Origin of the sequence: Paenibacillus sp. B2(2019) (genome assembly GCF_008370385.1) — a bacterium.
Taxonomy (GTDB): Bacteria; Bacillota; Bacilli; order Paenibacillales; family Paenibacillaceae; genus Paenibacillus_AQ.
The window spans coordinates 739,163-752,991 of the sequence record NZ_VTZR01000002.1 but is presented as its reverse complement, the minus strand read 5'-3'; the positions used below and the strand labels follow the sequence as shown (position 1 = coordinate 752,991).

The following is a 13,829-nucleotide window of genomic DNA, read 5'->3' as shown; positions in this document are numbered from 1 at the left end:
TATGAATATAGCCGTCAAATTGATGCAAAAATTCAAAGACCGCGATACCCAGAATAAGCTGAAACTTTATCAGGACAAAGTGGAGCTCATCAGAAAACGGAATTTGGAAGCATGGGACGATGGGCAGCTTCAAGCGGAATCCCTCCGGCTACAAAAGGAAGCAAAATCAGGTACACCTTTGGATGAGCTGCTTATCGCTGCTTATGCGTTAGTATGCGAGGCAGCGAAGAGAAAGCTTGGATTAAATCCTTACGATGTCCAGATCATGGCTGCCATCGCTCTGCACGAGAGATTCTTGATCGAGCAGCATACCGGTGAAGGAAAAACACTTTCTGCTGTTATGCCTGCATATCTAAATGCACTGACTGGCAAAGGCATTCATGTGCTGACTTTTAACGATTATTTAGCCAAACGGGATGCGGAATGGATGGGCCCGATCTATCGTTTTCTCGGATTAACGGTAAACTCGGTTCAAGCGGGCATGAGCCTGTCCGAGAAACAGGAAGCATACGCCAAGGATATAACCTATGTTACGGCCAAAGAAGCGGGATTCGATTACTTGCGCGATACAATTGCACTAAACGAAGCCGATACCGTGCATCGTCCTTTCCACTACGTCATCGTCGACGAAGCGGATTCGCTGCTTCTCGACGAAGCTCGGGTGCCGCTAGTCATAAGCGGTGATTCTCCCTCTTCCAGGAGCGACGGCTTTCGTTTCGCAGAAGTAGCTCGGCAGCTCAAACGAGATGAGCATTACGATTTCGACGAGTTCCAGCGGAACGTTTACTTAAATGAAACAGGCGCTGCGCAAGCGGAATCGCTGCTGGGATGCGGCAATTTATACGATAGCCATAACAGTCACTTGCTGACTTCTTTAAATTGCGCGCTGCATGCGGAATCGTTATTAAAGAAAGACATAGATTACATCGTCCGGGACGGAAAAATCGAGCTGATCGAAGAATATACCGGCCGAGTGGCGGAGAACCGGTATTTGCCGGACGGGCTGCAAGCCGCGCTTACGGCAAAAGAAGGGCAGTACTCCATAGCCGGCGGGAAAATTCTCGGGACGATCACCATTCAACACTTCATTAGCCTGTATCCGCAGATTTGCGGAATGACGGCTACCGCTCATGCTTCCGCGATGGACTTCGAAGATATTTATGCGCTCCAGGTGCTGCAAATTCCACCGAACCGGCCAAACATTCGAATCGACCATCTGCACCGGATTTATACCCATAAAGAAGCCAAGCTTAAGGCACTCGTACAAGAAATCTCATCCGTCCATAGGACGGGACGTCCAATTCTCATTGGTACGTCAAGCGTCGAGGAGTCTGCCATGCTGGCAGAGGCGCTAGCGGTTTCGGGCGTATCTTGCCATGTTCTAAATGCGAAAAACGACGCAGAAGAAGCCGACATCATCGCCAAAGCGGGAGAAATCGGTGCAGTGACTGTGTCTACAAATATGGCGGGACGCGGGGTCGACATCCGGCTCGGCGGCGGCGACCCTGCGCAAGCAGAGGTAATCGCCAAGCTGGGCGGGTTGTACGTAATTGCCACCCATGTGAACGAAAGCGTGCGGATCGACGACCAGTTGCGCGGGCGTTCCGGTCGCCAAGGCGACCCGGGGGCTTCCGTTTTTTATGTAAGCTTGGAGGACGAGTTACTGCTTCGCTTCGGCATCCATAATGCAGTTCGCGCTCCCAGGCAGGAAGAGGCTCTTGAAGAGACGGGGCTCAGCAGCAAGATCACAAGTATTCAGCGGATTGTTATGGGTCAAAACTTTGATATCCACAAGGAACTGAACTGTTATTCGGATATGGTGGAGGATCAGAGGCGAATTCTATACGCGGAGCGACTGCGAATTTTGAAAGGCGAGCAGCCGTTGAGCCCAGCGGAGCAGCGGGTACGGCTTTTTTATATCGACGAATTCTGGGCTGACCATCTTGCATACGTTTCTTACCTTCGTGAAGGCATTCACTTAGAGAGCCTTGCCAGCCGCAATCCAATCGACGAATTTCATGCTCAAATCACTGAAGCCTACGAGCAAATTCCTTCTAAAATAAATATCGCGTCAGAAAATATGCTTGAAAAGCTCGGAGGTTCAAATGATCCGGCAGAGTGGGAAAAGTTCGGTCTGAAAAGCCCTGCTTCCACCCGGACTTATATTATCAACGATCAATACCTACAGAGTAAGCGAACCTCATGGACCGGAACGACCGTATTTGCTTATTGGCTTCGCACGGTTGCGAGGCCGATATTCAAGCTGTCAAAATATTGATGCAACGATGGGGCGATTAGCCCCTACTCCTCTAGCTCATCCAACTTCGCTTCCAATTCAACCAGCTTGCGATTCGCTTGATCCAATATCTCCTGTTGTTCTCCGGTTTTTGCTCGTTTTATTTCTTTTTTGATGGCCATAATCTGCTGTTCCAAATAGAGAATTTCAGCTTCATTTCCTGCGTTGTTCCACATCTGTGAATAAGTCATTATCGGTCTCCTTTTTTCTAATTAAGAAAAGCCTTCCATAAAGTTCAATCGAACTTTAGGAGAGTTTTTTTTATCTACACAAGGGTTTCAAGTTCTCGCTTCTAGCAAAATTCTACTCTTGTGATGCTTCCTGTATTAAAGGCATCCCAGCTTCAACTAAACGTTTGTTTCGAATGAAGATAATGGACAGTATTACAGTTAACACCCCTGTTCCAACAAGGAGCCATTCAATCTCAATTACATCCGCGAGCGGACCGAATATCAGCATTCCAATTGGCATCATGGAAGTCGATATCATACCAAAGACTCCGAATATGCGTCCCAAGTAATCCGGATCTACCTTCTCTTGTAGCATTACGGTTGTCGGTGTATTAAAGACGGGCATAGCTACGCCGAAAATAGCCATCATAACCAAGTAGATCCAAAAAACAGGTACAATACCCAAAGCGAACGTACATACACCCATAATTAAGCTAGCAAAAGTCATTGTATATACTTTGTTTCGAAAGCCGCCCCATGAAGCAATAATTGCTCCGCCAGCCATCATACCGATAGAAAAAGCAATTTCAATGGCTGTTAATCGCCAATAATCATCTCCGAAGCTGCGTGTCACTTGTAGCGGTGTTAAAAATGCAGCCGGTGCCATCAATACGAAGAAAAAGGCGAAAAAAATGAAAAAAGTTTTGAGAAAGCTGTGGTTTTTAATATAGCTTAAACCCTGTTTAAAATCGTCCAAATAGCTTGTCGTTTGTTTATCAGTCGCTTTTTTATGCAACGGTATTTTCAAAAAGAAAGATAATGTAAAGATCGCTATCGCCGCTGTGATAACATCGATAAAGAAAATGACCTCAATTGTTGCCAATGAAAGCAATGACGCGCTAACGATAGGTGCAACAAACATCATTAGTGCTTGAAGACTTCCGTTAATCCCATTTACTTTCGTCAGCTTATCCTCTGGTACAATTTGAGGTAATATTGCCCCAACCGCAGGTGATTGAACCCCAGCTCCGAGCGCACGAACTGCAGCAATGGCGAACAACAACCATATCTCATCATAACCAAGCAAAAATGTAATGGCTAAAATCAGTGTAACAAAGGCAATCAGGGCATCTGCTATCATAATAAGATATTTCCGGTTGAAACGGTCCGCCCATACACCTGCAAACGGTGATAATAAAAAGGTAGGAATGAAACCACAAATAATAAATAATGTCATCATCATACCTGATTTTGTTGTAAGCGTAACGTACCACATAATAGCATATTGAACTAAAGCAGAACCGAATAACGAAAATGTTTGACTACTTAGAAAGATAATTATATCCCGTTTCCAATGTTTTTTGTTTTGTGCTTCGGTTGGTATCACTATAACTTACTCCCCCATTTTTAAAAAATATCATTCATTCCCCATTCGTCTATTAAAATTAATTACCAAATCCGGTACTTCTAATTCTATGTACAAAAATTTTATATAAATCACATTTCTAGAATAGCACAGAAATATTCACCCCACCATTCAGCCAGCATCTTAAAATTAGCCTGTGCACACAAAGAGCCGGTATCCCCCTCTTTCGAGAAGCCACCGGCTCTTTTTTACGTCTATTTCATTCTCCGTTTATACACTCGCATTGCGGAAGCCCAGAAAAACGCAAGTATTGCTAAACTCCATAATACCGCCACAAGCGTAGTTTTATCTGCCGTTCCTCCGAGTAAAAGAGAACGAATACTCTCGATAAGCGGTGTCATGGGCTGATATTCTGCGAATACGCGTATAGCCGAAGGCATGCTGTCGGTCGGCGCAAAGGCAGAACTAACGAATAAAAGTAACATCAAAATGTAAGAAAATACTCCTGCTCCTTCGAATGATTTAGCAAGTAAGCCGAAGGTGACGGCAATCCAAGTAAACGCAAGTACGCTAAGCAACAAAATACCAATGGCTAATACCCAACCGAGCACATCCGCTTTCGGCCGAAATCCCATTCCGAAGGCAACAAGGAAAATGGCAAGCAATGAAATGACGTTAAAAACTAATGAAGCAACCACATGACCGCCTAGAATAGAGGCTTTTGCGATCGGCATGGAGTGGAAACGCTCGAATATGCCTTTCGTGAGATCGTTATTGATACGAAGAGAAGAATAAGCCACGCCACTAGCAATGCAAAAGAGCAATATTCCGGGCACAATATAATTGATATAGCTTACATCACCGGTGTTCATCGCTCCGCCAAAGATGTAAACAAAGAGCAGCATGATCATGATCGGCATGGCGATGACGGTAATAATCGTGTCGATGCTACGTGTGGAATGGCGAATGACACGCCCACTCATGACGGCGGTATCGCCTAGAAAATGAATGAATTTCATCGGGAGTCCTCCTTTTTGCTAGTGACGATCGCGAGAAAAACATCCTCAAGCGAGGGCAGTTTCTGCGCAAACTCGGCAATTTCTATGTCAGCTTCCGCTGCTTTCGTTAGCAGTCGCATCATCTGTCTCGTACTTCCGTCTGTAATGACGGAGAGCGTGAGATTGTTCGAATCTGCAGTCGCGTTAAATTCCTTCAACAGATCTTGTGCTTGATTTAGCGTTGTTTCATTGTCGAATCGAAGCTCGATATGACCCTTAGGCAATCTATTTTTTAGCTCCGCGGGACTGCCGCTTGCCACGATATGACCTTCGTGTAAGATCGCAATTTGATCGGCTAGATGGTCAGCTTCCTCTAAATACTGCGTAGTTAAAAAAACAGTGACACCTGATCTTGCTAAATCCTTGATCATATCCCACATAGCAAGACGCGCTTGCGGGTCAAGTCCGGTGGTCGGCTCATCGAGAAAAATGACCGAAGGGTTACCCAATAAGCTCATGGCCAAATCCAAGCGCCGACACATCCCTCCGGAATACGTGGAGATTCGGCGATCGGCGGCATCGAGCAAGTCAAAACGACGTAATAACTCCTCGGCTTGTTTGTCAGGATCGGGCAAATGGCGGAGTTTGGCCATCATTCGCAGATTCTCGCGTCCGGTCAGGATATAGTCAGCGGTGACGCTTTGTCCTGTCAGGCTGATCTCCTTACGTACTTGTTCTGGTTGCTTAGTTACGTCGGCTCCATTAATCTTTGCGCTTCCGTTGTCGGGCTGGAGCAGGGTGGCAAGAATTTTGATCATAGTGGTTTTACCCGCGCCGTTGGACCCTAAAAGAGCAAAAGTTGAACCCTTCTGAACAGTGAAGTCCACCCCCCGCAACACTTCCACGTTCTTATAGGATTTTTTGAGGCCTATTACTTCAATCGCCCAATTGTTCGATGTCATCCTAATCCCCCCTATCTTCCAAGTTTTTTGTGAATGGACTCGTTCATTTTGGCTCGCATTTTCCCTGTCCAAGTCTGAGCGGAAACGTCCTCGAGCAGCCCGTCACAGAACGCCATTACGTCATTCCCTACGATCTCCAGAACATCTCGACCTTCAGCAGCTCCCATCTCAAACATGTCAAGCATTTCGGGAAACAGGTTGATGACGCTAGAATCGTTTGTTGAGAAATTCAGCATGTAGCGCGATGCGATATTGTAAACTTCTCGGTAATCGTTCGGGAGTGCTTTTGAACGTTTTACGCACTCTTTATAAGCCTTTTTTTGTTCACGTAAATCTTTAAATTTAGCGAGCATGTTCTTATACACGGCTATCCTCCTTCAGTTGGGTAAGTCTTGACGAAACATATCCCCATTTCTCCCAAAACATGGACAGTTCCCGCCATCCCTCTTCATTTAAACTATAAAATTTCCTTGGTGGTCCTATTTCGGACGGTTTTTTCTCGATATCGACGAGTTTATTTTTTTCTAACCGTATCAAGATGGTGTAGACCGTTCCTTCAACAACATCTTCGAAACCGAGCGCATTTAGCGTTTTTACGATTTCATACCCATAGGTTTCTTTCCGGCTGATGATTTCAAGTACACAGCCTTCCAAAACTCCTTTCAGCATTTCTGTTAGGTTATCCATTTAAATCCTCCAATGCTACTCTGTATTGCTTAGTACCACTATATAGTAACACCGAGTAGTGGAATTGTAAATAGGAGGAAAAGCGGATTGCTGAAAATAAATACGACAGCAGTAGGGACTGGATTTGGTATGAGTGGAAAGCATTTGCTTTAAGTCAGTAACAATAAAGAAAGCCCGCGCTGGGCACGGGCTTTCTTTATTGTTACGAGGTTCTTCGACATCGACAAAACTATTTATACGGGTCAGCAATTTCTTCCCATTGACCAGTGAAGACATCCACTTTTATCGTGAACTCCCTGCCGCCTTGCCTAACATTACTGAACAAATAACCATCTCCAATAAAGCCGGAAATCCAATCCTCATCTATTGGCTCGAAGCCTTCTGTATCAAAGATTGGCTGAAGTAACTTATACAGCTCCTTCTTGTATTCCGTACCGTTAGATATGTTCCACAGATCTATCGCTTCTCGATTCACAAGGCTTCTCACTGGACTGCCAGAAGTTGTATCATGAACCGTTCCGGTAAGAGGATTAATTATATAGCTAAGGCCTTCCCCTACGCTATTCGGTGGATCCATAAAATTAATCGTGTATTGATCGCCTTTTTTACCAAAAGTCCAGCCGCTAGCTGGAAGCTTTTTTTCCAGCAAGGACTTAATATCCTGTTCACTGAGCGGAGGAGAAATAAACGAGCCATAGTACATCTGTACACTCTCAATGGTCAATTCCTTGCCGTAAACGACAATAACTTCAAGCGGAAATTCAGAGATGGATGCTGCACCTGCCAAACGAGCTACAATACGGTCCCCATCAAGCTCATACGAAACTACGGCGCCAAATCCAATCTTCTCGCCCCAAGCCCCCTCAGTGTAATCATACACTTTAGTCAAATGCTTTCCGTCTAGTTCAGCGGATACGTAAGTGTGGTTATTCCGGTGTGAAATGGAGGATTTCAGCCTCCGATTTAGCGTCTCGACCGGTTCCTCTACCACAAGCTCTTCCAGAGTGACAGGCTGGAGCACATGAATCTCACTCATTGAGAGCCCTGTTCCAGTGCCGGTAGTAATACGAATAAAGATTTCTTTAGTACCATCCCCGTTAAGATCGGCTTCTTCAATGGAAGGTGGCCGCGTTTCATCTTCACCGGCATTCCACAAAAACGTTCTGTTAACCTCACCGTGCACATCTACCGTGACTTCATGCAAAAGTGCATGCTCAGCCGTAGGCTTTGCAGTTACAGTAATTCCGTTCTTCTCTGCTAATAGGGTTCCTTTGGGATCGATTGCAGTTGAATCTTTAGTCTGAGAAGCTGACGGGATAACAACACTCTTCTCCGGGGCTGACGTAGAACTCAGCTTTGCCCCAGTCAAGGTACAGCCACTTAAGACCATAATTACTGTTAACCCCAACACCGTGTTTTGTGCTGTGATTTTTTTATGCCTGGTGATCATGGTTATCCTTCTTTTCATTTCCTTCTTGTTGCTTGAAATGCCGGCTGCACCAGCCACTCGGATTGGATCGGTCAATGTTTCTAATAGTTTAAGAAGAGTCCGTGCGTAGTCTTTGTGGTGCTCCGATGCAAGATGCTTTAAAGCCAGCGCATCACAGGCGACCTCTTGATCCCTTTTCATTTGGCTAACGGCATACCAAAGCAACGGATTGAACCAATGCAAGGCCAGCAGCAGTCCTGTCAGCAGATTCAGCGAAATATCACGACGTTTCACATGCGCCAGCTCATGCAGAAATATATGACGCAGTTCGTTTGCCTCCAGCCTGTGCAACATGGATGTCGGCAGCAGCAGCTTGGGGCGCATCACACCAAGCAGTGTGGGCACGGCAATCTGCTTCGTCTCAACCAGCTTCACTGGGCGCCTTACCTTCATCTCTCGTTGACACGTTTCGAACAACCACAGGATATCTGCGGAACGGATCTCCGGTTCCCGTCGAACCCGTGCCGTGAATCGCAGCTGCTCACGAACCGACAGACTTATCATTACCACTACTCCGCTAAGCCATATCAGAACCAGCAAATGCATCGGCGTCCTGCCTGCATTGGATGTCTCAAAAGGATCGTAGATTTCCGGAGTCACCAGTGTCATACTATCTGGTCTGTCGGCTTGCTTTGAAGTTCCTGTTATTTCAGCGACCGTGGTCGAGTTCACCTCTTGAATGTTCATCCCGGACACAGGCAAATCACCTACATCCGGCTGCGCAGAAGGAATATTGAAAGTCAGAGCTGATTCTCTCTCCAACGGAAACAAATTAAAAATGCTGAACGCACTTTCCGGTGTCCAAGGGACGGCTAACCTCACGATCAGCGGTATCCACAGAAGATACGTCCAGGTCGGTTTTAATCTATTCTTGATCAAGAAACGGGTTGCCAGGATCAGCAAAGCCAGCACGCTCGCCATAGCGGATAGTGACAATATCTTAACGAACAGATTGTATGCAGCTTCCAGCAAGCGACTCAGTCCTTTCGCTCATCCAAAATTCTCTTCAATTCTTCAATATCTTCTCGGGACAGCTTCTCATTCTGTAAAAAGTTGACTAACATCGGGCGCAGCGTTCCACCGTAGATCCGCTTCAGAAAAGATTGTGTCTCCGATTGGACGCATTCCTCTTCCCGCACCAGTGGGTAATACGAATACACCCTTCCTGTCTGGTTGTAACCGATAGCCCCTTTCTCCGTCAGACGCTTAATCAGCGTCCGCACCGTTTTTGGGTTCCAGTCCCGGCTGCCCTCCAGAGCTTCAACAATCTCTCCTGCCGTGCGCGGGGCTCCAGTCCACAGCACCTTCATTACTTCCCACTCGGCATCCGAGATTTTTGGAATTTCCGTAGACATAATCCTATCCGCCTTTCTTTCTACTGAATGACTACACTTGTAATCCAATGTAAAAAATATACAAGTAAGTCTCGTTTATGTCAACCATAAGTAACAATACGAATCACTATTAACAATGAATGCAGATGTGGGGTTAGTGCAGAACACTATATTTGGGGAGATAATTGTGAATATCCTCTTTTTTATAGTTTAAATTAAGGTTGGCCCCTTCACTGACCCGGTGTATGGACAATGTACAAGAAGAATTATGATTACGTACATTAAAAATATTAATACAACTCTCCAAAGAGGTGGAATGTGTGCCTATTAAAAATGGTAATCAATACATCGAACGAATCGATCAGCAAAATATCAATATTTGGTACAAAGGGACGCGTATCGAAGGACCATTATCCAAACATCCTGCATTTCAAGGCCTCATACAAACACAAGCCGAATTGTACAACATGCAGTGTGACGAACGTTATTTAGCGCAGATGACCTACCCTTCGCCTGATACTGGAGAGCTTGTTGGTCTATCTTTTCTCCCACCCAAAAGTGTTGATGATTTAGAACGTCGAAGAAAAATGATTGAACTCTGGTCAAACAGACATCACGGTTTTTTAGGACGCTCCCCAGATTATATGAATACGGCAATCATGTCCCTGTTTACTGCTGCCGATATCCTTGAGGACCTTCATCCGAAATATGCTGAGAACCTCAGGAAATACTATGCCTACTGCCGAGATCATGACATAACTTTATCCCATGCATTCATCCAGCCTCAAGCAAGTAAAATATCCGGTCAAGTTGATGCCACAGAGGATTCTATCGCTGCTAAAGTCGTAGAAATCAAGGACAAAGGGATGGTTGTGACCGGTGCTTTTATGATGGCAACACAAGGGGCTACATGCGATGAAATGCTAGTATTCCCTACGCCTTCACCATCCCTTGTAGATGATGATAATCCCTTCGCATTTGCCTTTGCAGTACCTAATGATCTGCCTGGGATGACTTTTTTTTGCCGTGAAAGTTACTCAGCCACATCTACTTACGACCATCCCTTAAGTTCTAGATATGAAGAAATGGATACGCTTGTTATATTTGACCGCGTACTCATCCCACATGATCGAATATTTTATTACGGAGATGAGATCTACTGTGCCCGATTGTTCGGTGAGAGTCACTTTCATACCCATATGGGTCACCAAATCATCACCCGCTATATTGCTAAGACTGAGTTCTTTCTCGGTGTGCTAGAATCTTTGGTAGAAGAACAAAATGCTGAGCTCGAGTCCTTCACCATTCTGCCGATTTCAAGAATACTGACGTTTCTAGAAACATTCAAAGCGTTAAGACTCGCTTCTGAAGTAGGAGCATCCCACGATAAATTTGGATTTCTTGTTCCTGATAAAGGCCCCCTTCTAGCTTCAACCATTCACTTTTCAGAGTTTTATCCGAAGATGGTTGAAATGGTTCAAAATCTCAGTTCAAGCGGGCTTATCATGATCATCTCTGAATCGGACTTCAGTTCAAGTGCCGGTTCATACCTCCATCAGTATTTGAAGGGTAATGTCTCGGATGCTTGGTACCGAAATGCCTTATTCCGGGTCGCATGGGAACTGGGAGCGGGTGCATTCGGTGGCCGCCAAACCCAATTTGAGCGGTTATTTTTTGGGAATTCAGAAACAATGGCCTGGCGTATGTACAATAGCTACGATAATCATGAATACTTCCGTCAAATCATTCACGAATTTATTTCACCAGAAGACCCCCTCCCTAATTCAACAACAGATGTAGTTTCTAATTGAGCTTTCTTTTTGTATATTTTTCATGTTGAATTGAACTTTTCGAATTGCTCCCACGGCCAGGTGACATGAAATACTATAGCCCTGGCTGGAGCGTTAAGACTTAGAAATCGCACCTAATTATACGAGATAAGTGCAGTTACTCCTTTGTTAATAACCAAAAAAGAAGAGCCAGAGCACTCACAATTGCACCTAACAAACTCACTCCGTTCCAGCCAAAGTAAACATAGATACTGGTAGATGCGATCGATCCAGTGGCGCTGCCAAAGGAATAAAAAATCATGTAACCGGCAGTAAGCCTACTGCGTGCCTCAGGTCGCAAAGTAAGGATCATGCTCTGATTGGTGACATGTACGGCTTGTACTGCAAGATCAAGAAGGATAATACCAACGATTAATGCAATAAGCGAATGTTGAACATAACTTATTGGCAACCATGATATGAGCAAAAGAATCAAGGCTACACCTGTGGTCTTCTGCCCTAAACCCCGATCGGCGAGGCGACCTGCTCGCGCTGCTGCTAACGCGCCTGCAACACCTGCGAGACCAAACGCTCCAATTGCAGTATGTGAAAGAGAAAACGGTGGGGCGCTGAGAGGTAATACTAGAGATGTCCATAATATACTGAAAGCAGTAAAAATCATCATGGCTAGTGCAGCACGGATTCTAAGAGTTCGTTCCTGAGCAAACAACGTGAACATTGAACGAATCAGCTGTAGGTAAGATAATGATTCTCTTTTATGCTCATAATTTGGCAACACCCGAAACAATACACATGCCATGATTAGTGTTAATACCGCGGAAACAAGGTAGACAGAACGCCAACCTGCTAAATCCATTAATACGCCAGCGAAAGTTCGCGCCAGTAGAATACCAATTACGATTCCACTTGTCACAACACCAACGACACGCCCACGTTCGGCTGGAGCAGCCAAAGTTGCCGCGAATGCAACGAGCGTCTGTGTCACTACGGCTAGAAACCCAACCGCTGCTATACCTATGAATAACACTATACTGCTGGTGGCAGTACCAACGACAATTAAAGCCAATACGGATAGAAGCATCTGTCCAGCGATCAGCCAACGCCGATTTAATAGATCACCCAGAGGCACTAGTAATAACAGTCCAAGTGCATAAAAAATTTGAGTGATTGTAATAACAAGTCCAACGAATGAATGAGAAATACCAAACTCGTTCGAAATAGCGTCCAGTAAAGGCTGCGCATAATAAATGTTAGCAACAACTATTCCGCAGGCGATGGAAAATAAAAGTGCCACATTACGAGATATTATTGATACAGGCACTGGTTCCGACGCTCTAAGCCCTCCTCGTACTTTTTCAGTTTTTTTGACTGTTTGATCCGCTATAATAGCTTTCGATTCCTCAACAGATTCCCCCAAAGATAACGCCTCCTGATTAACTTTTATCAAATTCATACATTACATACCAATCAGTACGTAAATACGTTTGACAAATATAACTCTAAAAAAAGATAACTGTCAAGAGATTAGCTTATAGAACAACCAAAAATTAGAATCCGACTATTTATACGTTCATTTCTTATTGACATAATAATATTCAAACCATAAAATAATATCATACCGTTCGATATGAAAAGAGGGAGTTAGTATGGCTCGACCACGTGAATTTGATGAGGAAAAAGCATTGGATGCAGCTATGCAAGTATTTTGGGAAAAAGGGTTCGAGGCTACCTCTTTAAGCGACCTGACATCAAGAATGGGTATTCAGCGGCCTAGCATCTACTCTACCTTCGGAGATAAAAAAGGACTATTTGAAGCTGCGTTGCGGAAATATACGAGTTCTCATGCTGCCTATGTTCGTAACAAGCTTCAAAACAATTCTTCTGTTAAAGAGGCATTCCGTGACTTTTTCGAAAATATAGTGACAAAAGAATATGGACAACATCCGAACTGGGGATGCTTTTGCATTAATTCGATGGTTGAACTTTCACCCCACGATGAGAAATTTGAGCTCCTGACAAGAGAACACCAGATGTATCTCTCGGTAATATTTCAAGAAACGATTGATCGGGGTTTGCGCTCAGGTGAGCTTGATTCAACTATTAACGCAAAAAGTTTAGCGCAGACACTAGTCATATCATTAATTGGACTTACTGTGATCATGAAATCCCGTCCTGAAAGATCATTTGTAGATAATTCTGTAAAAGAAATACTTACATTGTTACGATAAAATCAAAAATTAGATATGCAGCTTTTGTAACTTTGAAACTTTAATATGTTTAATAACTCTTCACTAATCCTGTTTTCCTGTCGATAATTTATAGTAGATGGAAAAGTATGGAGGAGCATATGAACACTAATCGCAGAACTGAACCTTTTCGATATACCCTTAAAGAACCTGTAACCCTTGATCTTCATATTCTTAGTATTAACGGAATCCAGGTTCCTTCTAAGCCTGTAAGAGCTGTACTGTTCAACATCAGTCGAACAGGCTGCCACTTATCGTTACCCCTCAACATTAATCCAGAAAATAACCTGGTACGGATTGGTATGGAAATGAATCTTACGGATGAATCTATTTACTTAGAAGGAATTCTAAAATGGAATAGAGAACAGCAGGACTGTTTCCATTACGGTATTCAATTAGACATACCTGAAGCAGACATTGAGTGTCTTCCGAGGGTGCTACGTAGGCTCGCTGGAGAAGGTAAAATATTGGTTCGTTGAGATGTTAACAAA

At 44.4% G+C, this 13,829-nt stretch carries 13 protein-coding genes; 4 read left to right on the top strand and 9 right to left on the bottom strand.

The features are described from left to right. Window position 1: 1 nt before the first annotated feature. Window positions 2–2,278 (top strand): preprotein translocase subunit SecA, encoded by a 2,277-nt coding sequence (locus tag PAENI_RS03780; RefSeq protein WP_149644292.1) that lies wholly within the window; start codon window positions 2–4, stop codon window positions 2,276–2,278. A 23-nt stretch (window positions 2,279–2,301) separates the two neighbouring features. Here PAENI_RS03780 and PAENI_RS03775 read toward each other — a convergent pair whose 3' ends face one another. The 8 genes from PAENI_RS03775 to PAENI_RS03740 all read right to left on the bottom strand — a co-directional run bounded on the left by PAENI_RS03775 (window position 2,302) and on the right by PAENI_RS03740 (window position 9,323). Further along, complete coding sequence (locus PAENI_RS03775; protein ID WP_149644291.1) at window positions 2,302–2,487, bottom strand: hypothetical protein; 186 nt, start codon at window positions 2,485–2,487, stop codon at window positions 2,302–2,304. Window positions 2,488–2,599: 112 nt separating this feature from the next. Further along, window positions 2,600–3,850, bottom strand: coding sequence for an MFS transporter (locus PAENI_RS03770; RefSeq protein WP_223178906.1), 1,251 nt, complete (start codon window positions 3,848–3,850; stop codon window positions 2,600–2,602). A 236-nt stretch (window positions 3,851–4,086) separates the two neighbouring features. Further along, a complete protein-coding gene (locus PAENI_RS03765) occupies window positions 4,087–4,851 on the bottom strand; it encodes an ABC transporter permease (protein WP_042187644.1) in 765 nt (254 codons plus the stop codon). Further along, on the bottom strand, window positions 4,848–5,792 hold the full coding sequence (locus tag PAENI_RS03760) for a daunorubicin resistance protein DrrA family ABC transporter ATP-binding protein (protein WP_042187642.1): 945 nt from the start codon (window positions 5,790–5,792) through the stop codon (window positions 4,848–4,850). Before PAENI_RS03760 ends, PAENI_RS03765 begins: the two co-directional genes overlap by 4 nt. A gap of 11 nt (window positions 5,793–5,803) precedes the next feature. Beyond that, window positions 5,804–6,157 carry a DUF1048 domain-containing protein gene (locus PAENI_RS03755; RefSeq protein WP_052404266.1) on the bottom strand — a complete coding sequence of 118 codons (354 nt, stop codon included), beginning with the start codon at window positions 6,155–6,157 and terminating at the stop codon, window positions 5,804–5,806. Beyond that, window positions 6,150–6,479: a PadR family transcriptional regulator gene (locus tag PAENI_RS03750; protein ID WP_042187640.1), complete on the bottom strand. Its 330-nt coding sequence runs from the start codon at window positions 6,477–6,479 to the stop codon at window positions 6,150–6,152. The genes PAENI_RS03755 and PAENI_RS03750 overlap by 8 nt, the downstream gene beginning before the upstream one ends. 229 nt (window positions 6,480–6,708) lie before the next feature. Further along, window positions 6,709–8,940 (bottom strand): M56 family metallopeptidase, encoded by a 2,232-nt coding sequence (locus PAENI_RS03745; RefSeq protein WP_149644289.1) that lies wholly within the window; start codon window positions 8,938–8,940, stop codon window positions 6,709–6,711. Between the two features lie 5 nt (window positions 8,941–8,945). After that, window positions 8,946–9,323 (bottom strand): BlaI/MecI/CopY family transcriptional regulator, encoded by a 378-nt coding sequence (locus PAENI_RS03740; RefSeq protein ID WP_042187637.1) that lies wholly within the window; start codon window positions 9,321–9,323, stop codon window positions 8,946–8,948. Window positions 9,324–9,622: 299 nt separating this feature from the next. Between PAENI_RS03740 and PAENI_RS03735 the strand changes: the two genes are divergently transcribed. Further along, window positions 9,623–11,113, top strand: a complete 1,491-nt coding sequence (locus tag PAENI_RS03735; protein ID WP_149644288.1) for a 4-hydroxyphenylacetate 3-hydroxylase family protein — start codon at window positions 9,623–9,625, stop codon at window positions 11,111–11,113. A gap of 136 nt (window positions 11,114–11,249) precedes the next feature. Here the strand turns inward: PAENI_RS03735 and PAENI_RS03730 are convergent, their stop codons facing one another. Next, window positions 11,250–12,509, bottom strand: coding sequence for an MFS transporter (locus PAENI_RS03730; protein ID WP_410477448.1), 1,260 nt, complete (start codon window positions 12,507–12,509; stop codon window positions 11,250–11,252). A gap of 229 nt (window positions 12,510–12,738) precedes the next feature. Between PAENI_RS03730 and PAENI_RS03725 the strand changes: the two genes are divergently transcribed. After that, the gene (locus PAENI_RS03725; protein ID WP_042187630.1) at window positions 12,739–13,320 is read left to right on the top strand and encodes a TetR/AcrR family transcriptional regulator; all 582 of its coding nucleotides are present in this window, start codon (window positions 12,739–12,741) and stop codon (window positions 13,318–13,320) included. A gap of 119 nt (window positions 13,321–13,439) precedes the next feature. Continuing rightward, window positions 13,440–13,817, top strand: coding sequence for a PilZ domain-containing protein (locus PAENI_RS03720; protein ID WP_042187629.1), 378 nt, complete (start codon window positions 13,440–13,442; stop codon window positions 13,815–13,817). Window positions 13,818–13,829 lie beyond the last annotated feature (12 nt).

Bases quoted from the DNA above. Each gene is read 5' to 3' on its own strand.
- PAENI_RS03740 (WP_042187637.1), bottom strand. From the start codon at position 9,323: ATGTCTACGGAAATTCCAAAAATCTCGGATGCCGAGTGGGAAGTAATG.
- PAENI_RS03760 (WP_042187642.1), bottom strand. From the start codon at position 5,792: ATGACATCGAACAATTGGGCGATTGAAGTAATAGGCCTCAAAAAATCC.
- PAENI_RS03780 (WP_149644292.1), top strand. From the start codon at position 2: ATGAATATAGCCGTCAAATTGATGCAAAAATTCAAAGACCGCGATACC.
- PAENI_RS03775 (WP_149644291.1), bottom strand. From the start codon at position 2,487: ATGACTTATTCACAGATGTGGAACAACGCAGGAAATGAAGCTGAAATT.
- PAENI_RS03765 (WP_042187644.1), bottom strand. From the start codon at position 4,851: ATGAAATTCATTCATTTTCTAGGCGATACCGCCGTCATGAGTGGGCGT.
- PAENI_RS03725 (WP_042187630.1), top strand. From the start codon at position 12,739: ATGGCTCGACCACGTGAATTTGATGAGGAAAAAGCATTGGATGCAGCT.
- PAENI_RS03750 (WP_042187640.1), bottom strand. From the start codon at position 6,479: ATGGATAACCTAACAGAAATGCTGAAAGGAGTTTTGGAAGGCTGTGTA.
- PAENI_RS03720 (WP_042187629.1), top strand. From the start codon at position 13,440: ATGAACACTAATCGCAGAACTGAACCTTTTCGATATACCCTTAAAGAA.